At 46.3% G+C, this 21,143-nt stretch carries 19 protein-coding genes; 16 read left to right on the plus strand and 3 right to left on the minus strand.

Going from position 1 to position 21,143, the window contains the following annotated elements; genetic code table 11:
• The first annotated feature begins 128 nt into the window (after positions 1-128).
• The 3 genes from BUA56_RS04935 to bioD are packed head-to-tail and all read left to right on the plus strand — an operon-like array spanning position 129 to position 2,395.
• Complete coding sequence (locus BUA56_RS04935; RefSeq protein ID WP_072849768.1) at positions 129-722, plus strand: biotin transporter BioY; 594 nt, start codon at positions 129-131, stop codon at positions 720-722.
• Positions 723-747: 25 nt separating this feature from the next.
• Positions 748-1,722: a biotin synthase BioB gene (bioB, locus tag BUA56_RS04940; RefSeq protein WP_072849514.1), complete on the plus strand. Its 975-nt coding sequence runs from the start codon at positions 748-750 to the stop codon at positions 1,720-1,722.
• Positions 1,715-2,395: a dethiobiotin synthase gene (gene bioD / locus BUA56_RS04945; protein WP_072849515.1), complete on the plus strand. Its 681-nt coding sequence runs from the start codon at positions 1,715-1,717 to the stop codon at positions 2,393-2,395. The genes bioB and bioD overlap by 8 nt, the downstream gene beginning before the upstream one ends.
• A gap of 106 nt (positions 2,396-2,501) precedes the next feature.
• Here bioD and BUA56_RS04950 read toward each other — a convergent pair whose 3' ends face one another.
• Positions 2,502-4,286, minus strand: coding sequence for a sigma-54-dependent transcriptional regulator (locus tag BUA56_RS04950; RefSeq protein ID WP_072849516.1), 1,785 nt, complete (start codon positions 4,284-4,286; stop codon positions 2,502-2,504).
• 258 nt (positions 4,287-4,544) lie between these two features.
• On the opposite strand from BUA56_RS04950, the gene BUA56_RS04955 reads away from it, so the two are divergent.
• From BUA56_RS04955 to BUA56_RS05015, 12 genes are all read left to right on the plus strand, one after another.
• The gene (locus tag BUA56_RS04955; RefSeq protein ID WP_072849517.1) at positions 4,545-5,699 is read left to right on the plus strand and encodes an iron-containing alcohol dehydrogenase; all 1,155 of its coding nucleotides are present in this window, start codon (positions 4,545-4,547) and stop codon (positions 5,697-5,699) included.
• An 11-nt stretch (positions 5,700-5,710) separates the two neighbouring features.
• Positions 5,711-6,742: a 4-hydroxythreonine-4-phosphate dehydrogenase PdxA gene (gene pdxA, locus BUA56_RS04960; protein ID WP_072849519.1), complete on the plus strand. Its 1,032-nt coding sequence runs from the start codon at positions 5,711-5,713 to the stop codon at positions 6,740-6,742.
• 16 nt (positions 6,743-6,758) lie between these two features.
• Complete coding sequence (locus BUA56_RS04965) at positions 6,759-8,012, plus strand: four-carbon acid sugar kinase family protein (RefSeq protein ID WP_072849520.1); 1,254 nt, start codon at positions 6,759-6,761, stop codon at positions 8,010-8,012.
• A 43-nt stretch (positions 8,013-8,055) separates the two neighbouring features.
• Positions 8,056-9,135, plus strand: a complete 1,080-nt coding sequence (locus BUA56_RS04970) for a C4-dicarboxylate TRAP transporter substrate-binding protein (protein ID WP_072849522.1) — start codon at positions 8,056-8,058, stop codon at positions 9,133-9,135.
• 66 nt (positions 9,136-9,201) lie between these two features.
• Positions 9,202-9,696 carry a TRAP transporter small permease gene (locus BUA56_RS04975; RefSeq protein ID WP_072849770.1) on the plus strand — a complete coding sequence of 165 codons (495 nt, stop codon included), beginning with the start codon at positions 9,202-9,204 and terminating at the stop codon, positions 9,694-9,696.
• On the plus strand, positions 9,686-10,975 hold the full coding sequence (locus BUA56_RS04980; protein WP_072849523.1) for a TRAP transporter large permease: 1,290 nt from the start codon (positions 9,686-9,688) through the stop codon (positions 10,973-10,975). The genes BUA56_RS04975 and BUA56_RS04980 overlap by 11 nt, the downstream gene beginning before the upstream one ends.
• An 18-nt stretch (positions 10,976-10,993) precedes the next feature.
• Complete coding sequence (locus BUA56_RS04985) at positions 10,994-12,250, plus strand: uroporphyrinogen decarboxylase family protein (RefSeq protein WP_072849524.1); 1,257 nt, start codon at positions 10,994-10,996, stop codon at positions 12,248-12,250.
• Between the two features lie 21 nt (positions 12,251-12,271).
• Positions 12,272-13,633, plus strand: a complete 1,362-nt coding sequence (locus BUA56_RS04990; protein WP_072849525.1) for a class II aldolase/adducin family protein — start codon at positions 12,272-12,274, stop codon at positions 13,631-13,633.
• A gap of 15 nt (positions 13,634-13,648) precedes the next feature.
• Entirely contained in the window at positions 13,649-15,205 is a 1,557-nt protein-coding gene (locus BUA56_RS04995; protein WP_072849527.1) for a xylulokinase, read from the plus strand.
• A gap of 17 nt (positions 15,206-15,222) precedes the next feature.
• On the plus strand, positions 15,223-16,323 hold the full coding sequence (locus tag BUA56_RS05000) for an NAD(P)-dependent oxidoreductase (RefSeq protein ID WP_072849772.1): 1,101 nt from the start codon (positions 15,223-15,225) through the stop codon (positions 16,321-16,323).
• A 351-nt stretch (positions 16,324-16,674) separates the two neighbouring features.
• Complete coding sequence (locus tag BUA56_RS05010; protein WP_072849531.1) at positions 16,675-17,091, plus strand: YjdF family protein; 417 nt, start codon at positions 16,675-16,677, stop codon at positions 17,089-17,091.
• A gap of 32 nt (positions 17,092-17,123) precedes the next feature.
• The gene (locus BUA56_RS05015; protein WP_072849532.1) at positions 17,124-18,755 is read left to right on the plus strand and encodes an ATP-binding cassette domain-containing protein; all 1,632 of its coding nucleotides are present in this window, start codon (positions 17,124-17,126) and stop codon (positions 18,753-18,755) included.
• Here the strand turns inward: BUA56_RS05015 and BUA56_RS05020 are convergent.
• Complete coding sequence (locus BUA56_RS05020; RefSeq protein WP_072849534.1) at positions 18,752-19,648, minus strand: LysR family transcriptional regulator; 897 nt, start codon at positions 19,646-19,648, stop codon at positions 18,752-18,754. The genes BUA56_RS05015 and BUA56_RS05020 overlap by 4 nt on opposite strands.
• Before the next feature lie 207 nt (positions 19,649-19,855).
• Here BUA56_RS05020 and BUA56_RS05025 point away from each other — a divergent pair, with 207 nt between their 5' ends.
• Positions 19,856-20,539 carry a YoaK family protein gene (locus BUA56_RS05025; RefSeq protein WP_072849535.1) on the plus strand — a complete coding sequence of 228 codons (684 nt, stop codon included), beginning with the start codon at positions 19,856-19,858 and terminating at the stop codon, positions 20,537-20,539.
• Between the two features lie 61 nt (positions 20,540-20,600).
• Here BUA56_RS05025 and BUA56_RS05030 read toward each other — a convergent pair whose 3' ends face one another.
• Complete coding sequence (locus BUA56_RS05030) at positions 20,601-21,089, minus strand: GNAT family N-acetyltransferase (RefSeq protein ID WP_072849536.1); 489 nt, start codon at positions 21,087-21,089, stop codon at positions 20,601-20,603.
• Positions 21,090-21,143 lie beyond the last annotated feature (54 nt).

A 21,143-nucleotide genomic window follows, 5' to 3' on the forward strand; every position in this document is an offset into this window, starting at 1 on the left:
AAATCCATATTGTTAACCTAAATAAAAAATAGGTTGACAATAGATAAACCTTTCGATATGATATTTTTGGATGCAAAATACAATTACAGTAAAGAGGAGGAAAGAACTTGAAGAGAACATGGACAGCGATGGAAATGGTGTATGCAGGGCTGTTTACAGCGCTTATAGCTATTGGGGCGTTTATACAGGTACCGGTCCCGGGAATGGATTATTTTACCCTTCAGTTTTTATTTGTACTTATGGCAGGAATGGTATTGGGCAGCAGACTGGGCGCAGTAAGCGTGGGAGTCTATGTGCTTTTAGGATTGTTCGGGCTGCCTGTATTTGCAGCGGGCGGGGGATTTGGATACATCTTTCGGCCGAGCTTTGGGTATCTAATCGGGTTTATTGCGGCTGCTTTTGCCGCAGGATTTGTGACTGAGAAAGTAAGGGCTAACTCGTATAAGAAATATCTTTGGGCTGCCTTTACAGGATTCGCGGTTACTTACACCATTGGTCTGGCCTATAAATATCTGATGCTGAATCTCTATGTGGGAGAAAAAACAGCGTTTGCAATGGTACTGGCAGACTGTTTTCCCCTGGATATGCCCGGAGATGTAATTCTGTGCCTGGCGGCGGCAATGATTGCGGTTCGTCTGGTGCCTGCAGCCAAAGGGATGGCCCTGAAGGCAGCCGGACGGCAGAGCGTCGCAGATGGACGGATAAAAAGAATGGATCAGTAATTTACAGAGAAGAAAGGGAGAACCAATGAATACAAAACTGAAGGAATTGAAAAATAGGGTGCTGAATGGGGATTCCTTGGGCAAAGAGGAGGCTCTCTCGCTTGCAGAGATGCCTTTGGAGGAACTCTGCAGCGCTGCTGATGAAATACGCCGGGTTTTCTGCGGCAGCCGTTTTGATCTTTGCACTATTATAAACGGAAAAAATGGAGCATGTTCGGAAAACTGCAAGTACTGTGCCCAGTCTTCCTATTACAGCACAAAAATCCAGGGGTATTCCCTGCTATCCGGGGAAAAGCTGGTGGAGCAGGCACAATACAATGCCAGCAGGGGGGTGCCCAGATATTCCATTGTTACCTCCGGAAAGAGACTAAACAGCCGTGAGGTGGATCAGGTTTGTGTCAGCATACGGGAAATCAGAAAGCAGACAGACGTGGCCGTCTGTGTATCCTTTGGACTTCTGGACGAGGAGGCATTCCGCAAAATAAAAGGGGCCGGGGCTGTGCGCGTACATAATAATCTGGAGTCCTCACGCAATTATTTCCCCAATGTCTGTACTACACATACCTACGATGATAAAATTGCCACGCTGAAGGCTGCCCAGACTGCAGGTCTGAGCGTGTGCAGCGGAGGGATTATGGGACTGGGAGAGTCTATGGAGGACAGGATCGATCTTGCGCTGACAGTCCGTGAACTGGGGGTAAGATCTATACCTGTAAATATGCTGAATCCTATTCCGGGGACTCCATATGAGAAGAACAAGAGACTCACGACTGAGGAAATGTGCCGGATTGTGGCAGTGTACCGATTCCTGGTACCGGACGCCTATATCCGCCTGGCAGGAGGCCGGGGGCTTATGCCGGATAAAGGGAAAAGATGCTTCCAGTCCGGAGCGAATGCGGCAATTACGGGAGATATGCTGACTACCGGAGGAATTACCATTGAACAGGATAAAAGGATGCTGAAGGAATTGGGATATGAGGTGGTGAGAGACTGTGAGTAAAGGGCTGTTTATTACAGGCACCGGCACAGATGTGGGAAAGACTTATGTTACGGCTCTTTTGATAAAAAAGCTATGTGAGGGCGGGCTGCGTGCCGGGTATTATAAAGCTGCGGTCAGCGGGAATGAAGAAGGACCCGGAGGACTGATACCGGGAGATGGGGAGTATGTGAGAGAAATCTCCCAAAATGGCCAGACACTGGCATCCATGGTGCCCTATGTCTACCGCCAGTCTGTATCTCCCCATCTGGCGGCAAAGCTGGAGGGGAATCCTGTGGAGTTAGAGAAGGTAGCGGCCGGATACCGCAGACTTTCCCGGGAGTATGCTTTCATCACGATGGAAGGCAGCGGAGGAATTGTCTGCCCCATCAGGTATGACAAAAAGGTTTTATGGCTGGAGGACATTATCAGGCAATTGAAGCTTCCGAGCCTGATCGTGGCGGACGCCGGACTGGGAAGCATCAATTCTGCAGTGCTTACGGCGGAATATATGAAGCAGAATAAACTGCCGGTGTGGGGATTTATTCTGAATCATTATCACGACGATAGTATTATGGAGAGAGATAACCGGTATATGATAGAACAGAGGACAGGACTGCCGGTGATTGAATGTATCGCTGATGGGCAGAGGGAGCTTGAAACAGAGGCAGAGGTGTGGAAAGAAATGTACATTTGAAGAAACGAATGTTGAAAATAATCAGGGCCTGAGGTTTGGTTTCCTATGGTGGGAGACTTGACAAAGACAGGGCAGCACGGATAGAAACAGTGCTGCCCTGTCTTTTTTAACTATTCTCTCTCGATTTGAGCATACGCCAGAGGGTACTTCGGCTGATGTCCAGCCGTTTTGCCGCTTTTGCCTGGTTGCCGTCCTCTTCTTCTATGATCATACAGGCGATATCGTAATTAATATCGCTCAGCGGCTGATTGATTTTGACGGCTGCCGTGCCTGGAAGCAGGATAGGGACAGACGGAGATTCTTTTCTTAAAACTGCCCGGGTTTCGTCCTGCGTAATGTAAGAACCGCGGGCAGTGATTACTAATTCTTTTAAAACGCGTTTGAACTGATCCAGGTTTTCCTTCCAGGGAAAGTCCAGGATCGTCTGCAGAGCATCTGCTTCGAATCCGATGATTTCCTTTCCTACGGCAGTATTCAACTGATTCAGATAAAGGGTGATAATACTGGGGATATCTTCCCTGCGGTCTCTGAGAGGGGGGATATAAAGAGTCAGGCAGGAAAGGTGATTCATTAGGTAATCTGTCAGTAATGTCCGGACATCCGGCCGGGATACCGCGGCTGAGAAAATAAAGCGGTTTCTTTTGCATACATTGGTTCCGTCCAGAAACGTAATTAAATGGGCGGCTGCTGTTTCTGAGAGGCATTCTGTGTTTTTTAGATAAATGGTTGAATGTATATTGCAGAATGGAGAATCTTCATCCTCCAGAAACTGTTTCCACTTTTTGTCGGTGACAAGGCAGCAGTCGATTACGTAGTAGGGACTGTTCTGATAGAGCCCCAATTCGTAGATGAGAGAAGCCGCTTTTCCTTTTCCTGTTCCCTTTTCTCCCAGAATCAGAACAGGATAGGCCGTTTTTGCATAATCCTCAATAGTAGATCTGAGATTTCCAACATAAGCGGCGCTGTTGTAATACCCTTCCAGGTCCTCCTCCCCTGTATTCAACCGGTTCTGAACCGTAAGAAAGCTTTCTTCCGAGTAAGATAGAAGAGCTTTCCGATGAATGTACACGGCCAGATACAGACGGTTCTCATGATAAATCTGCTTACTGCAAATAGACAGCATGCAGGTGTTGTGCTTCTTTTCTACCCTGTATACCGGTGCGTCCAGCAGGGTGGGAAGCAGCTTTTTAATATATTTCAATATTTTCTGATCTTCTTCATCGTCCCGGAGGGAGGAAAAGGTCAGCTTTCCGTCCCCGGTGAATAAAAGTGCTTCGGAATCAGAGGCGAGAAACATCTGCTGAAAAAGCTCCTTTTGTTTGTAAACAAATTGATAGGATTGGCAGAGGCTTACTGCTTCATCAATAGAATTTTCAATACTTTCCGGGCCGGAGGTTATAAGGATAGAGTTCAGCCCGATTTTATGTGCTGTCACAGATCCAATCATATCACAGAGGACCATGCGGTACCCCTTGTCCTTTAAATCGGTGAGAGTGGGAAGGACTTCCGAATCTTCACAGAAAGTAAAGATATCAATTTCATACTGAAGCAAATCACATAAGGTGCGGGCGCATTTGGTAATGCTGGGGTATCCTACTATGGCGAACTTGTCTGTATAGTTTTGTGCAAGCTTAAGAGCACGGAGCATGTCATATACGGAAATAGATATTTCAAGAACCGGAAGATCAAATTCCTTACGAAGTAATTTAGCAGTTCCTCCTCTGGAAATGATTACATCATAGTTGTTGTGAATACATTCTTTTGCAATCTGCACGCCAGTCTGCAGATTGCCTGTCTTTACGGTCATGGAGATGTCCTGCCGTTTTTTAGAGATTGCCAGGAGGCTTTCTGCCATTCCATCATAAGGGGCAATCGCAAGTATTTTAATCATATATCTCTAAACCTCCTTTTAAGCTTTCCAAATTGTAACTTTCTGTTTCTATCATATCTTTTTTCTTTTGAAAAATCAACCAATTTTTTAATATTATGTTTCAAAATAAAACGATATTTAAAATACAAATGTTGCAAAATGAAAAAATAACACGTAATATAAAGGAAAAGAAAAGAAAAAAACAGATAGAGACAAAATAGTGCAAAAAAGCCGGCTGATGATTTAAATTGCATTAAAAGAAAAATGGAGGAGACATAAATGAGTTATAAATTAAAGATACCGTCCTGTATCTATGGCGGAGAGGGATGTACATCCAGACTCCACGAGGTTATTGTTCGGGAGCAATCTAAAAGGATTCTGGTATTTACAGATAAAGGAGTGGAAGGCGCTGGATTGACTGAAATGGTACTTGAGCAGCTGAGAACAGAATCAGCAGAATATCGTACTCTGGATGAGCTGAAACCCGAACCTAGTTATCAGGAAGTAGAGTCTGTCTGCAGGAGTGCGGAGGATTTTTCCTGCGACCTGATAATTGCTGTAGGCGGAGGAAGTGTAATGGACACGGCTAAGCTGTGCTCACTTCTGAAGGGAGCGGAATATACCATACAGGATTTGATGAGATGCCCTGCAGCAGGAGGGAAACAGATTAAGACTGTAATGTTCCCAACCACATGCGGAACAGGGGCAGAAGCTACATGCAATGCAATTGTAGCCATACCGGAGGAGCAGGTGAAGAAAGGAATAGTCAATGAGGAAATGATTCCGGATTATGTATTTTTGGATCCGCTGATGATCCAAAAGCTGCCAAAATCCATAATTGCAGCGACAGGTGTGGATGCGCTGGCTCATGGGATAGAATGTTTTACTTCTAATAAGGCGACTCCCCTCAGTGATTTTTATGCAGGAGAGAGCGCCAGGCTTATCTTCAAAAATATCCGGCGGGCATATTCGGAGCCTGATAATTTGGATGCCAGGCTGAACTTAATGCTAGGGGCTTATTATGGGGGAGTTGCCATTACCGGCAGCGGTACAACGGCGGTACACGCCTTATCCTACCCGCTGGGCGGAAGGTTTCATATTCCCCATGGGGTGTCTAATGCTGTTTTATTCGCTCATGTAATGAAGATGAATAAGGATGCCTGTGAGAGCGAGCTTGCCAGATTATGCCGTGTTGTATGGCCGGAACTAACGGGGCTTGGCAGTACGGAGATGGCGGATAAGGTGATCAGAGAAATAGAAGAGGTTGTTGCCTATACAGAGATTCCGGTAAACTTGAATTCCTTTGGTGTTAAGAAAAAGGACTTAGATTTTCTGGTTGCATCTGGCAGCCAGCAGAAACGGCTCCTGGACAACAATAAAAAAATTTTAACCCTTGAAGAGATACGAGATATATATCTGAAGGTATTAGAGTAGAAGGAGAGAATATGGACAGACCAATTTTAGCAATCACTATGGGAGATCCAGCAGGGAGCGGGCCTGAGATTTCTGTCAAGGCACTTTCAAATGATAAGATTTATCAAAAAGCGCGTCCTTTGATTATAGGAGATGCCAGGGTAATGGAGAAAGCGGTTCGCCTGGTTGGGCTGGAGCGGAAGCTGACAATCCATGAGATAACAGATATAAAGGACGCCAGATTCACTCCTGGATACATAGATGTTTATCATCTGGAACTGGTGGATATGGAAAAGCTGGAATACGGCAAGGTATCCGCTATGTGCGGCAATGCGGCATTTCACAGTGTGAAGAAGGCTATTAGACTGGCTATGGACGGAGAAGTTGACGCTACAGTTACTAATGCACTGAACAAAGAGGCACTCAATCTTGCAGGGCATCACTATTCGGGACATACTGAAATCTACGCGCGTTTTACAGGAGCGGAGAAGTATACTATGCTGCTGGCGCATGAAAATCTCCGGGTGGTACACGTTTCCACACATGTTTCGCTGAGAGATGCCTGTGACAAAGTGAAGAAGGAACGAGTGCTGGATGTGATCCGGATTGCAGAAAAGGCGTGCAGAGCATTGGGAATAGAGAACCCCAAAGTTGGGGTTGCCGGCTTGAATCCCCACTGTGGGGAAAATGGATTGTTCGGGACGGAGGAGATTACAGAAATCCAACCGGCAATAAAAGCAGCGCAGGATGAGGGGATTCTGGCGGAAGGACCGATTCCTCCAGACACTGTTTTTTCAAAGGCGAGGGGCGGTATGTATGATATTGTAGTAGCTATGTACCATGATCAGGGGCATATTCCCCTAAAAGTAGTGGGTTTTGTGTATGACCGGGATAAGAGAGAATGGAATGCCGTAAAAGGGGTCAATATTACTCTGGGGCTTCCGATTATCCGCACTTCTGTGGATCATGGAACCGCTTTCGGGCATGCCGGCAAGGGAAATGCCAACGCAGCCAGCCTGGAAAACGCAATTGATTATGCGGTCACTCTGGCCAAGAACCGTTAGACAGGAGGGAGTATTTATGATCCAGCTGCTAATACTGGCAGATGATTTTACAGGAGCGTTGGATACAGGGATTCAGTTTGTGGAGAAGGGAATACCTACACAGATTGATACAGGAGAACGTTTGGAAACGATTAGAATATTATCAGATACAGAAGTATTGGTCTTAGATTTGGAAACCCGCCCCCTTTCTGTGGAGAAAGCCGGCGAAAAAGTTTCGGAGAGTGTGAGATGGGCAAAGAAACAGGGAATTCCCAGAATTTACAAGAAAACGGACTCGGCTTTGCGTGGTAATATTGGGAGTGAACTGGAAGCTGTTCTAAAAGAATTCGGTAGAGACAGACTGTATTTTATTCCTGCTTTTCCGGAGTTGGGAAGATTTACAAAAAATGGGGTACAGTATCTGGATGGGATCCCCCTTTCCCAGACGGCGTTTGGCAGAGACTTATTTGAACCCATTACCTGCCCCTACATACCTGACTTGATCGGTGCCCAGAGCCGTGTGAAAGTGGTCAGCCTGAACGTGGGGCAAAAAATACCCGTAATGTGTGAGGGAGAAAAGGTTATTTATGTATGCGATGCGGAAACCGATGGGGATATCACAGAAAGGCTGGAAGAATTAAAAAAAGAGAATGAGCTGTCTATGCTGGCAGGATGTGCAGGGTGCGCCTCTCACCTGCCAGAGTATCTGGGACTTCACGGGAATTGCCAGAAATCTTATTTTAAAACCGAAAAGCTCATTATCTCATGCGGAAGTTTGAATCCCATCACAGAGAGGCAGATGGATTATTTGGAAAGCAAAGGGATTCTGAGAATACACCTCACCGCGGAGCAAAGGATGGATTATTCCTATTATGATTCAGAAAAAGGAAAAGCCTTTCTGAATTATTTGGAAAGGATGTGCAGAACAAATAAAGTAATTATAATAGATACCCTGGAGCGGGGAGCCTTCAAAGAATTTTCAGAGGCGCAGAAAAGCGGGATGTCGAAAAATGAGATCCGGTTTGCTATTGTAAGCAGCCAGGGCAGAATTATAAAGGAGTTGATTAAGAGAACCGATGTGAACACCATTTTGGTGACCGGAGGTGATACATTGATGGGATTTGTAAAGGAAATAGACGGAGCACAGCTGGTTCCGATCTGTGAGCTGAATCAGGGAACGGTACTTTCCAGAATTGATATGGATGGAAAACCGGTTCAGATTATATCAAAATCCGGAGGCTTCGGAAGGGAGGAGTTAATGGAAGAAATTATAGAAAAGATTGTTTTATAGAAACCATTGTAGCAAAAACAGGAAGAAAAGGAGAACATGCAAAATGATCAAAAAGAAATTAGTAGCTTTAGCAATGGCAGCAATTATGACATTAGGGTTAGCCGCATGCGGAGACGGTGATTCAGGGGCAAAAGAAGAAAAAGGGACGGAAGAGGCAGTTCAGCAGGAAACGAAAAAGGAGGAGGCTTCGGAGGAACAGATTGTAATTTCAGTGGGTTATCCTGACAATCCTGACACGTCCCATGATAAGGCATGTACATTGTGGAAAGAAAAGCTTGAGGAAATGAGCGGGGGAACGATGACGATGCAGTTATATCCCTCCAGTCAGCTGGGGAACACCAATGATATTATTGATCAGATTCTGGCGGGCCAGCCTATTATCACTATTGCAGACGGCGCATTCTATGCAGATCGCGGAGCAAAAGATATGGGGATTGTGTTTGGACCTTATTTATTCGACAACTGGGAGGACTGCTGGAAACTTGTGGAGAGCGACTGGTGGAAAGAGCAGTGCAGCCTACTCGCGGATCTTGGCCTGACAATTGTGGCAGATAACTGGGTATCCGGAACAAGACATACTATGACAACCTTCCCTGTAAATAAAGTAGAAGACTTTAAGAATAAAAAAATCCGGGTACCGGATAATACCATCCAGACAAAAGGGTTTGAGGCAGTAGGGGCGACTGCAACACCCATGGCGCTGACAGATGTGTACACAGCACTTCAGCAGGGAACCATTGACGGTGTAGAGAATCCATTGCATGTACTCTACGCCAATGGCTTCCAGGAGGTCGCTAAGTATCTGGTTCTCGACGGACATGTTCTGAACTTTGCTACATGGTGTACAAGTACAGATTGGTATAGTACACTGACGGATGAGCAGAAAAAATGGCTCACAGATTCCGGGCACGAGGCAGGATTGTACAGTCAGGAGCTGGCAGCAGATTCTGATGAGGTAAGTCTGAAGGCGCTGAAGGATGCGGGCGTGACGGTGAAAGAATTGACAGAGGAAGAAAAGGAAGCCTTCCGTAACGAGGCTATAAGCTTTTATGAAGATCCGGATCTGACCAAACAATGGTCCCCGGATTTATATCAGACAGTCAGAAAGGCAATGGGCAAATAAGAGATGAATATCAAATATGGGATCCGGGCAGGGGGACTCGGATTTCATATTTGGGAGGTGGACATTATGAAGATTAAAAAAGTATTGGGGAATCTGGATTTATGGATTGCGGGAGCAGCGCTGGTGGTTCTGATTATCCTTACCTTTATGAACGTGGTTATGCGCCATGTGTTCAATGCTCCGTTTCAGTGGATAGAAGAAGTACAGAAGTGGTGCTTTTTGTGGATTACCTATTTTGGGGCCGGTGCTGTCTTCAGGAACGGCGGGCATGTAGCCATTGATATAATTGTAGACTATCTGCCGGCGAAGGTTCAGAAGGTGATAACGGTTTTAGGGCTGTTGATAACGATGTATGTATTGGTGAATCTGTTTATCCAGGGAAGTATTTTGGTGGAACAGCTGTGGAGGACAAAACGGACAACAAGCCTTCTGAATGTTCCCTACGGGATACTATACATATCAATGCCAATAGGGTGTGTAACTATGATGGCAAGCGTACTGTATGTAACGTTCCAAAAATATAAAAAGAATAAAGAAGGAGGCGGGACAAATGAGCGGTAATTTGGTTTTGATTTGTGCCATAGTTATGGTAATACTGATGTTCTTAAAAGTACCTGTGTTTATTGCGGTGCTGGCGGCCTCCGGTTTGTATTTTGCAGGAAATCCAAATGTTGCCAGTCAGATATTTGCACAGAGAGTAATGTCTGGCTCTGAGACATTATCTCTTCTGGCAATCCCCTTTTTTGTGTGTTCTGGAGTATTTATGAATTATTCCGGTGTGACAAAACGGATTATGGACTTCTGTTCGGTTATTACAGGAAAGATGTATGGAGGACTTGCCCAGGTTAACGTTCTTCTGTCTACTCTGATGGGCGGCTTGTCAGGCTCTAACCTGGCAGATGCTGCAATGGAGGCTAAGATGTTGGTTCCGGAAATGGAGAAAAAGGGATTTACAAAATCTTTTTCTACTGTTGTGACAGCTGTGAGCGCTATGATTACACCGCTGATCCCTCCTGGAATCGCAATGATTATCTATGGCACCATCGCGAATGTATCCATTGGCAAATTGTTTGTGGCCGGCATTGGTCCAGGTGTGCTGCTCTGTGCGGCCATGATGATCCTTGTACGGTTTATGTCTAAAAAAAGAGGCTATCTGCCCACCAGGACAGAGCGTGTTCCCCCGGCCCAACTCTGGGCGGCCCTTCGCAAGGCTATTCTCCCTTTGCTGCTTCCACTGGTAATTATCGGAGGGATTCGTCTTGGAATCTTTACGCCTACTGAGGCAGGGGCGGTTGCTATCATCTATGCTTTGATACTGGCTGTTGTATACAGGGAGCTTTCGGTGGGGGGATTTCGGGAGGCGATAAAGGAAACGGTTTTTACAACATCCTCTGTCATGGTTATTATAGCTGCGGCCTCTGCATTTTCCTGGATTTTAACGTATGAGAAGATTCCCCAACAGTTTACAAGTTATATGATCTCTGTTTGCGACAATAAATATGTATTTCTGATTGCAGTTAACATTTTCCTGATTCTTGTAGGAATGTTTATTGAGGGGAATGCAACGATGCTGATCCTGGTCCCAATGCTTGCACCAGTGGCAAATCAATACGGGATTGATCCTATTCAGTTTGCTATGATATATATTTTCAATTCCTCTATCGGCTGTGTAACCCCTCCCCTGGGAACCTTGATTTTTGTTACCTGTGGAATCACGAAATGTAAAATCCGGGATTTTATATCAGAGGCGGGGCCGTTTTATATTATGCTGCTCATATGCCTGCTTTTACTGACTTTTGTGCCATTTTTCTCAACAGGGCTTGTGAACCTTATATATTAAGAAATGGAGAAACAGATTATGGATGGTAGACAGAAATTGAAAGAAACGTTAGAACACCGGGACTGCGGAAAGGTCACATTTGACCTGGGAGGAACAAAGGCCACGGGAATAAGCGCCAGTCTGCTGTACCGGCTGAGAAAACAGTACGGAAGAGATGAACCGGTAAAAATATATGACACGTACCAGATGGTAGGCCTTGTTGATGATAAGGACGCTGAAATGTTTGGCATTGATGTCCTTCCTCTGTGGAGTGATATGACAGTATTTGGTTATCGGAATGATAAGTGGAAAACGTGGACAACACCGGATGGTACGCCGGCACTGATTGGGGAAGGCTGCGTTATGTCTGAGAAGGGCGGACGCTTATATATTCATCCTAAGGGAGACTTGAATGCAAGGCCCAGCGGCTGTATGCCTCAGGGCGGTTTCTACTTTGACTATCTAACCAGACAGGATGCATTTGATGAAGAAAGGCTGAGTGGATATGAAGACTACCTGGAACAGCTGGAGGTGATGACCATTGATGATACCACTTTAAAATTCTATGAAGACCAGGCAGATTATTATTACAGCCATACAGGATGCGGCCTGGTACTCAATGCAGAATACGGGAACCTGGGATCACAGACTATGCTGAATGGAGGATATGCAAAGCTGACTCCCGGGATTCGGGATTTTAGCGAGTTTTTAGTGGCACACAGCCTGTATCCGAAATATATAGAAGAAATATTTGAGGCGTGGACGAAGCTCTGCATCAGGAACCTGAAGCTACTCAGACAGGCTGTAGGGGATAAAGCGCAGGCTGTATTTCTATGCGGGACAGATTTTGGCACACAGCATTCGGAGATTATGTCAAAAAAGATGTTCCAGAAACTGTATATGCCATATTTTAAAAGAATAAATGGCTGGGTCCATGAGAATACTTCATGGAAAACCGTTTACCACAGCTGCGGTTCACTGGTGAACATCCTGGAGGACATGATTGACTGCGGTATAGACTGTTTAAACCCCATTCAACTGTCCGCAGACCATATGGATCCCCAAAGTCTGAAGGCGCAGTATGGCAGGAGGCTGACCTTTTGGGGGGGCGGTGTGGATTCACAGACAACCATGGCCCATGGGACGCCGGAAGATGTCGAGCGCGAGATGAGAAAAAATATTGATATCCTGCGGAAAGACGGCGGATTTGTCTTTTCAGTGGTACATAACCTGCAGAATAATTTTGCCATGGAAAACGTTCAGAGGGTTTTTGATGTGTTGAGAGAATACAGATAACAGAAAGTAAGGAGGAGGACAATGAAATTTGATCATTTACACCCGGCAGATCAGATCTGCCAGATTATGAAACGTATATATGACAGAAAGGAAACTACTGTCTCAGGAGGTAATTTATCCATACGGGATTCGGAGGGGCACATCTGGGTATCTCCCTCAGGGGGAGATAAGGGAAACCTTCAACACGATGATGTGCTGGAGATTCTGCCGGATGGGACGGTGATCGGCACAAAGCCGGCGTCCTTGGAGACACCTATCCATCAGGCGATTCTTGCAGCTAGACAGGACATAAAAGCCGTTCTTCATGCGCATTCCCCGGCTGCGGTAGCTCTAAGTATCGTACATGAAACACCTCAGACCATGCTGTATCCGGCGCTTGCCAATATTGCGGGAAAATCAGCTCTTGCCGTATATGGTGCGCCGGGAAGTGATACTCTTGCTGCTAATGTGGCGAAAGTATTCAAAGAGGGCTGTGATGTTGCTATTTTAGAGAATCATGGTTTATTTATTGGGAGTACCCGCAGCATGAAGCATGCATTTGAGGTCTTTGATGCCATTGATTTTGGGATCCGAACTCAGCTGAATACTCCAGTCCTGTGCGGCCATGAGCCCAGCCTGATCAGGGAGGCACAGCTGAAGGAATACAACGAGAGGGCTCAGGTTCCGGTGATGGGTACATTCGCTCCTGACGGAGTTGGAAATGAGGAGCAGCTGCAGCGAGAGATGATGGCGATGCTATGTAAACGTGCCTGCCAGAAAGAGATATTTTCAGCTACCGGCGGAGTTATTTCAGCAAGGGTAGACGGGAACTCTTTCCTCATTACACCTCAAGGGCTGGATCATGCCTATGCGGATCCAGACGATATGGTACTTATACAGAATGGGAAATGTGAGGAAGGAAAGGTCCCTCAGTTTTATGCGGAGCTTTTCCAAAAGATATATGATAAGAATCCCGGAATCGGCGGCATAGTAGCGGCGAACCCGCCTTATGCCATGTGCTATGCTGTATCGGAGACAGACTATGACATTACACTGATCCCGGAAAGTTATAACATTCTGATGAGTACAAAAAAGTTTCCTTTCGGCAGTACCTTTACGAAGCAGGACGAAATTGCGGAATACCTGGCAGTAAATCGTCCGGTGGCAATAGTGGAAAACGAGTGCTATATTATTGCAAGCCCTGCAGTATTCAAATCCTTTGACCGCTTTGAGATTACAGAATACAGCGCAAAATCGGTAAATATGACAATCCGGGGACAGAAAAAAATTGTAAATATTACAGAAGAACAGATGAAAGAACTGTCAGTAAGGGTAAAAGATCGACAGAAGAAGCTTGCAGAAGCAGAGCGCAGCAGAATGGAAAGCAAAATACATAAGAAATAGTTTGGGGATAGAGCTATGGCAGAATATTTAATTGGAATTGATGTGGGCACCACTAATGTTAAGGCAGGCCTTTTTACGGACGGAGGAGAATTGTGTGCACTGGGAAGTGGTACACATAAAACCTATTTCCGGGGAAATATGATGGCTGAACAGAGACCTGAGGAATGGTGGGACTCTGCTGTTTCCGCTATAAGGCAGATGCTGCAGCGGGCAGGACTTTCTCCTGCTGATAAGATTTTGGGTATATCTGTCAGCTCTCAGGCGCCGTCCCTGGTACCTGTAGACAGGGAGGGACGGGTCCTTCGGGATGCTCTTATCTGGATGGACCGAAGGGCAGAAAAAGAATTAAGGGAAATTGTAAACACCATTGAATATACCCGATTCAGAGAAATAACAGGGGCATCTCCAGATAGCTTTTACCTGCTTCCCAAGCTATACTGGTATAAAAAACAGGAGCGTGAATTATTTAAAAAAACGGAGTTTGTCCTGCAGACTAACGGCTATATTAATTACCGTCTGACTCATGAGAGAAGCTATGATATCTCTCATGCTATGCTCAGCCTGTGTATGGATGTCCGAACCGGTACATTTTCCGAGGAGATAGAAAAGGCCGTGGGGATGAACTTTGGCTCCTTGTTTCCGCCTGTGAATAAGAATGAGGAGTTGATTGGAACTGTCACAAGAGACGCTGCTGAAGTCACGGGCATTCCTGAGGGTACTCCGGTTGCCGCAGGAACTACAGATACCATTGCGGCTTTGTTAAGCTTTGGCATGTCCCGGCCGGGGGAGGCGGCAGAGATTACAGGGACTTCTACGCTGGCCTATTTTACTCACGGGGAGAAACTTGCGGATCCCGGGAGGCTAATGCTGAAACAAAGTCCGGTTCCCTCCATTCCAACGATTTTGAATGCGCCCATTAACGCCACAGGAGCGTCTGTGAAATGGTACCTGGATATGATGGGTGAAAAAATAAAGAATCAGGCGGAAAGGGAAAAAAAAGAGGTGCTGGATTTGTTTACGGAGCATGCTGCTCACGCAAGCCCCGGATGCGGTGGATTGCTTTACTTTCCCTATCTGATGGGGGAGAGAGGCCCTCTTTGGAATACCTATGCGAGAGGGATGTTTATAGGTATGACCCTGGATACTACAGAAAGTGATCTGGCTAGATCCATTCTTGAAGGGACATCCTACGCCCTGCGTCATTTGTGTGAGGAGGCTAAGAAACTAGGTGCCAGACCTGAAAGTATGAGGGTGTCTGGAGGAGGAGCAGCGAATGCTCTGTGGCTTGAGATTAAAGCGTCCGTCCTTAACATACCTGTATTAGTTCCGGATAGAAAGAGCGGAAATGCCATATTAGGAGATGCGCTACTGGCAGGTAAAGCAGTGGGGCTTTATGATGATTTGGGGAAAACCAGCAGTGAATTTGTAACCATAGACAAAGTGATTGAACCTAAAAAAGACTGGGTGGAAGTATACGAGAAACTTTACCCTTATTATAGAAGCATGTATCAGTGCCTTGATCCGGAATTGAAGAAACTGGCAGACACTGTGGAAGAGTTGCAGGGAAGATGAAAAAAGGAGATGAAAATATGAAGGTATTAGTGACCATGAAATTTCCTGAAGAATACCACGGGGAATTGGCGAAGATTACAGCAGACTATACTCAGGCGGGCAGGGGTTTTGACGGTTATAAACTTACACAGGAGCAGATGATAGCAAATCTTCAGGGATGCGACATTGTACTGAATGGCGTGGAGATGATTGACAAAGCGGTGATGGAGGAATGCCCGGAGCTGAAGGCAATCTTTTGCGGAAGAAACGAGGCATTTGCCAGTGTAGACATTGAGGAGGCAACCAGAAGGAAGATCCCTGTAATCGGATGCGCAGGGAGGAATGCGGTATCAGTAGCTGAGTTCACGATAGGATTGCTGCTCTCCCTGTGCAAGAGGATTGCTCTGATGGACTACCTTATGAAATACACGGATACTTTGGTAGGGAAAGAATATGATGATAAAAAGCAGAGCAAAGAAAAAGTGAGCTCAGCTTGGTCGGTGGATCCTAAGGGGCCAAATGCAGTATACGGAGGATATCCGGAACTATATGGAAAAAAATTTGGTCAGATTGGATTCGGAATGATAGGAAAAGAAGTGGCAAAGAGAGCACAGGCGTTTGGGATGGAGCTGCTGATTAGTGACCCATTTGCAGATAAAGATGCGGTAAAAGAGATGGAAGGTAGAGTAGTGCCTCTGGAGGTACTCATGGAACAGGCAGACTTCATCTCCATTAACTGTAATGTTAATAAAGGGACGATTGGAATGGTAAATGAGGAAATGCTCTCCCGAATGAAACCGTCTGCCTATATTATTAATACTGCAAGAGCCCCTATTATGGATTATGACGCCCTGTACCGCTTGTTGAAGGAGAATAAAATAGCAGGAGCAGCCCTGGATGTATATCCTATTGAGCCCCTTCCCAAGAACCATCCTCTTCTGGAACTCCCTAATGTAGTGCTGACTCCGCATTTTGCAGGCCAGTCAAAGGAGATCACGAATCACATGAATGAAATGATCTTAAGAGACCTGAAACTTCTGCTGTCCGGGAAGCGGCCGGTGAATATCTGCAATCCTGAGGTTCTGGACGCCTTCTTTCAAGAAAATGAGGAGCTTCTAATACTTAAAACTAAAGAATGATTCCTCCCAGAAAAAGTGCCGCGGGTTCCATAGATATCATGGGCCGCGGCACTCTTGTTCTATTTTTGTTCCATCATCTAGAACTGTTCCGGTGCACCATACGGGAAGGTTCTGTCCAAAAGCCAGAAGGAAGTTTTCTGTGCACTTGGAAAAAAGGAATTGTAGAGAGTTATGCAGGCTATTGACAGGGTACCCTATACGGCGGGTATAATAGAGAGGCAGAGATAAAAACACAGTCCCGGTAGGTAGTCCGGGCGCAGCGGCGGATATTCATAAAAGCGCTGTCAGTAACCTTCCTCCTTAGGTCGTCCGTTCTTTGCCGTGAATTTTTATATTTAAGGAGGAATTATCATGGACAAAGTATCGGTAACCCTGGAAGTTTTTTTTGAAGATCCCTTCTGGGTAGGGATTGTGGAAAGAGTAACAGACGGCATGCTGGATGCAGCCAAGATTACATTCGGGCCGGAGCCAAAAGAATGGCAGGTATGGGACTTTTTTCTGAAAAACTATGGGAAGCTGCGATTTAGTCCGGCTGTCGCGGCCTGTGTAAAGGAAAAGAGTGCAAACCCCAAGCGTAAGCAGCGGGAGGCAAAAAAGCAGCTGGAACATGCGGGGATGGGAACCAGGTCCCAGCAGGCATTGAAATTACAGCAGGAGCAGTCGAAGACCGAGCGCAGAGTTCGCAGCAGACTGCAGAGAGAAGAAGAACAGCAGCGCAGATTTGAGCTGCGGCAGCAGAAGAAAAGAGAAAAGCATAGAGGCAGATAGTACTGCCTCTTTTGCTGTTAGGGGGAATTGCAGTGGAGACACTTATTCGGTTAGAGAAAACAGCAAAAGAATACGGCAAAAGCAGGATTCTGGAGGATATAAATCTGGAAATCAGAAGGGGTGAGGCCGTAGTTTTTACAGGCACCAATGGAGCCGGAAAAAGTACGATTCTGAAAATGATCGGTGGATTGATTGCGCCGTCAGGGGGGAAGATATATAGGAAAAGAGGACTGCTGTACCACATGGTACCGGAACGATTTCCAAAGTCGAATCTGACTGCACGGCAGTATATCTGTGCAGTGGGGAAAATTGAAGGCCTGAGGAGGGATGAGATCCAGGAAAAAAGCGCGGATCTTTTTGAACGGTTTCACATGAAGGGGATGGAAGATAAACCCATGAAACTGCTGTCTAAAGGCACGCTGCAGAAGGTGGGGGTAATTCAGGCGGTTCTGAAAAGACCGGATGTACTGCTTTTGGATGAACCTCTGTCCGGACAGGATACCGCATCTCAGGCTGTATTTGTGGAACTGGTCAATGCTCTGAAGAGGGAGGGTACTGCCCTGATCGTTTCCTGTCATGAGGAATTTTTGGTGAACGCAGTGGGGGATACTGTGTGCAGGATAGAAGGCGGGAAGATGCATAAGGTACGGTTAGAACGGGGAAATCAGAAGAGAAAAGCTCTCATTACATTTGAAGCTTCTGAGGACAAGACTGCGCCTGAACTGCCTGTGACAGGGGAGACAGTACCGGGGGGACTGCGTTTTATTTCCTCCTATGAAAACAGCAATGAGGTAGTGGCGAAGATGATACAGGAAGGGTTTCAATTGGAAAATTTTACTCTTGTGGGGGAAGAACCGGTTCCGTCAGGGGAGAGAGAGGAAACCGGGGGAGTTATCCCAGAGCTTGAGCTGCCAGAGACCGGGGTGGAAAGACAAAGTGGTTCTGTATGGGGAATGCTTTCCTATGAGTTCCGGACGTATTTTAAGACCAATAGATTTGCCATGCCTTTTTTAGTTCTGATGGTATTTCTTTTCAGCTTATATACTTCCATGCCTGTGGGTGTGACAGACAGCTTTACTATTTCCTGTAATCTTTTGTTTTTACTGATGACATGGGCAGGGTTATCATACAATGAAATGCAGCAGGCAGCAGAAGAACAGATGATGATACTGCGCCTTCAAAGTGAAACGCTCTATTATATCGGTCAAAGTCTATTTCTCTGCATTCTGGGGGGGATATTCACCTTAATTTCTCTCTTAATTCCCCTGGCGCTGGATGCAGTGAATAGCGGACAATTGTTTTTACCGGGAATTCTGCTTCAGGATGCAGCGGGAGGTTTTCTGTTTCTGGGGGCAGGAGCGTTTCTGGGGAGTTCTCTTGGGACCTTGCTGCACCCCAGAGTGATGAAAGACAGAAAGGCAGCTGTAGTGCTTACCGTGCTGATTGCTGTCTTAGCCATAGGGAAGGCTGCAATCCTGCAGGATGCAGCCTGGGTGCGATGGCTTTGTTCTTTTTTGCCCCCTATCGCAGATGTTACAGGAGTCTTTGCCGGGGCTTTACATTTTACCTTGAAAGATACCGCCTTTGCCGCAGGAGTGTGTATCCTGTACGGAGGTATCCTGACAGCGGTGAGAATCTGGTGTCTGGAAAAGAGAAAATTTTAGCAGTCCTGCAGGGAGAGAAGGATTTCCTTCATTGCTATAGCTGCGATGCTTAAGGGGCGTTCCCTGTCCTGTATCAGACAGATGTGCCTGGCAGGGGGCTCGCGGTATAGGGGAATGCGGAAAATCTCCTTATTTGCAAGGGCATCATCTGCCAGAGCCTGGGGCAGAAAACCGATTCCCAGATCATTTTTTATCATAAGAAGTACCTGATCTGTGGTTGCAGCTTCCATATCCGGCTCAAGAGGCAGGTGTTCCTCCATAAAGTATTGGTTGTAGAATTCATAGGTTTTGCTTTTGGCATCCATGCAAATAAAAGAGTGTTCCTTCAGATCGTTTAAATGCCATGTCTGGGATGCGAGATTGGCGTAGCCCGGACCGCCCGCAAGAATTTCCTGAAAGGCCTTCAGGGGAGTTTCTTCAAGAGGCTTTGATACGCCAGCCGGAGTTGTGACTACTGAAAAATCTACCAGTCCGCTTTGCAGGGCAGCTATGGCCTGAGGGGTGGTATGATTGGAGATGCGGATCCGTATTCCGGGATAGCGGCTGTGAAATTCTCTCAGCTTTTTCAGAAGCAGTCCGTGGAGAGCGATCTCGCTGGCACCTATGGTTACCAGACCGCTGTGGAGAGACTTACTTTTTAGAAGCTCTTCCTCCCCCGCAAGGAGCTGGGTGACTGCTGCCGCAACTCGGGGATATAACTGTTCCCCCTCCGGGGTGAGCGTGACGCCCCGGCTGGAGCGTATAAAAAGGCGGCATCCCAGCTGGTGCTCCAGATTATGGATGGAGCGGGTAATATTGGGCTGATTATTCATCAGAATGTTGGCTGCCTTGGTGAAGCTTTTATATTTGGCTACATAATAAAAAATCCGGTAATACTCGTAGGAAATATTCATATTGCCTCCTGTATTATATAAAAATGATATAGATGTTATCTAAAATATACATTTTACATCTGGTTGGAGAAAAGTATAATATGATAGTAAAAGAAAAGCAAGAGACAGTTGCTGAGATGACAAAGGCAGGAAGGCTCCGGGGGAGCAGTTCCTGCCGGTTTTATGTATGTGCGGCAGTTTCTCTGTTAGGAAAGGGGAATAAAGCTTATGGTGAAGTTAAAAACAAGGAGCCAGATGTCAGAGTCTCTTCTGCTGGCAGTGTTCTTAACTCTGGCGGGAGGATTTCAGGACGCCTATTCTTATAACTGCAGAGGGGAAGTTTTTGCGAATGCTCAGACGGGGAATATTGTACTTCTGGGACAGAATCTGGCCCAGGGCCGCTGGCAGGAAGCTCTGCATTACCTCCTTCCCCTGGGGGCGTTTATCTCTGGTGTCTATGTGACGGAGTGGGTCCGCCACCTGTTTAAGGAATATCAGCGTCTGCACTGGCGGCAGATGGTTCTTTGCACCGAGGCAATACTTCTGGCTGTTGTCGGATTGCTTCCGCAGTCAGCGAACATGTTGGCCAACGGTCTGATGTCTTTTGCCTGTGCCATGCAGGTAAACAGCTTCCGCAAATTCAGAGGCATCCCATGCGCCACAACAATGTGCATCGGGAATATGAGAAGTGCCACGGAGATGCTCTGCAGGTACCATATAACAAAGGACAGAGAGCTGAGAAGGAAATGCCGGCACTATTATTTTGTCATTCTGGTGTTTGCGCTGGGAGCAGCTGGGGGCGCTCTTATGAGTTTGTGGTTGGGGGAACGCGCTATCTGGATGGCAGGAGGACTTTTATTTGGGGGATTTTTGATAATGTTTGTGAAAGAAGGGGAGAGAGGCCCACTATAATAGCACTAAAGGAACCGCCCCATGCTGCACTTCAAAGCCAAATTTCTCATAAAAGCCTATCTTAATACTGTATTTTTGCCTTTTGCTGTGATGAGCGGTCAAGCAGAAGCTCCATACAATAAGACTCGTCCATTTTTTCATATGGAGGATAATTGGGGATTCTATAAAAGCCAAGGCTCTGGTATAGGCGGATAGAGGCCTGGAGGAATTCTCCTGTCTCCAGAAGCAGTCTTTTGCAGTTCATCCGCCTGGCAGAGGCAATCAGTTCACAGAGCAGGGTGCGGCCAAATCCATGCTGCCGGAAGGGCGGAGACACAAAGACACGTTTAATCTCTGCCGATTCTTCATCATATCTTCGCAGGGCGGCGCAGGCTGCCGGCCTATCCTGACAGTACAGAAGGAGTACTGTGTCCATAGTTTCAATCCGGTTATGAGGTAAATATTTCTGTCTTTTATCATGTCCTCCTATGGCCCGGTCCAGAGTCCGGTCCAGTTCTTCGCATAACAATCTAAAATCCGGATCCTCCCCGGATGTATGTACAATTCTCATTAGACACCTCCTGAAATATAAATAGCTTTGACATTATTATACAGACACCTTAAG

The sequence above is a fragment of the Lactonifactor longoviformis DSM 17459 genome, from assembly GCF_900129135.1.
Classification (GTDB): Bacteria; Bacillota; Clostridia; order Lachnospirales; family Lachnospiraceae; genus Lactonifactor; species Lactonifactor longoviformis.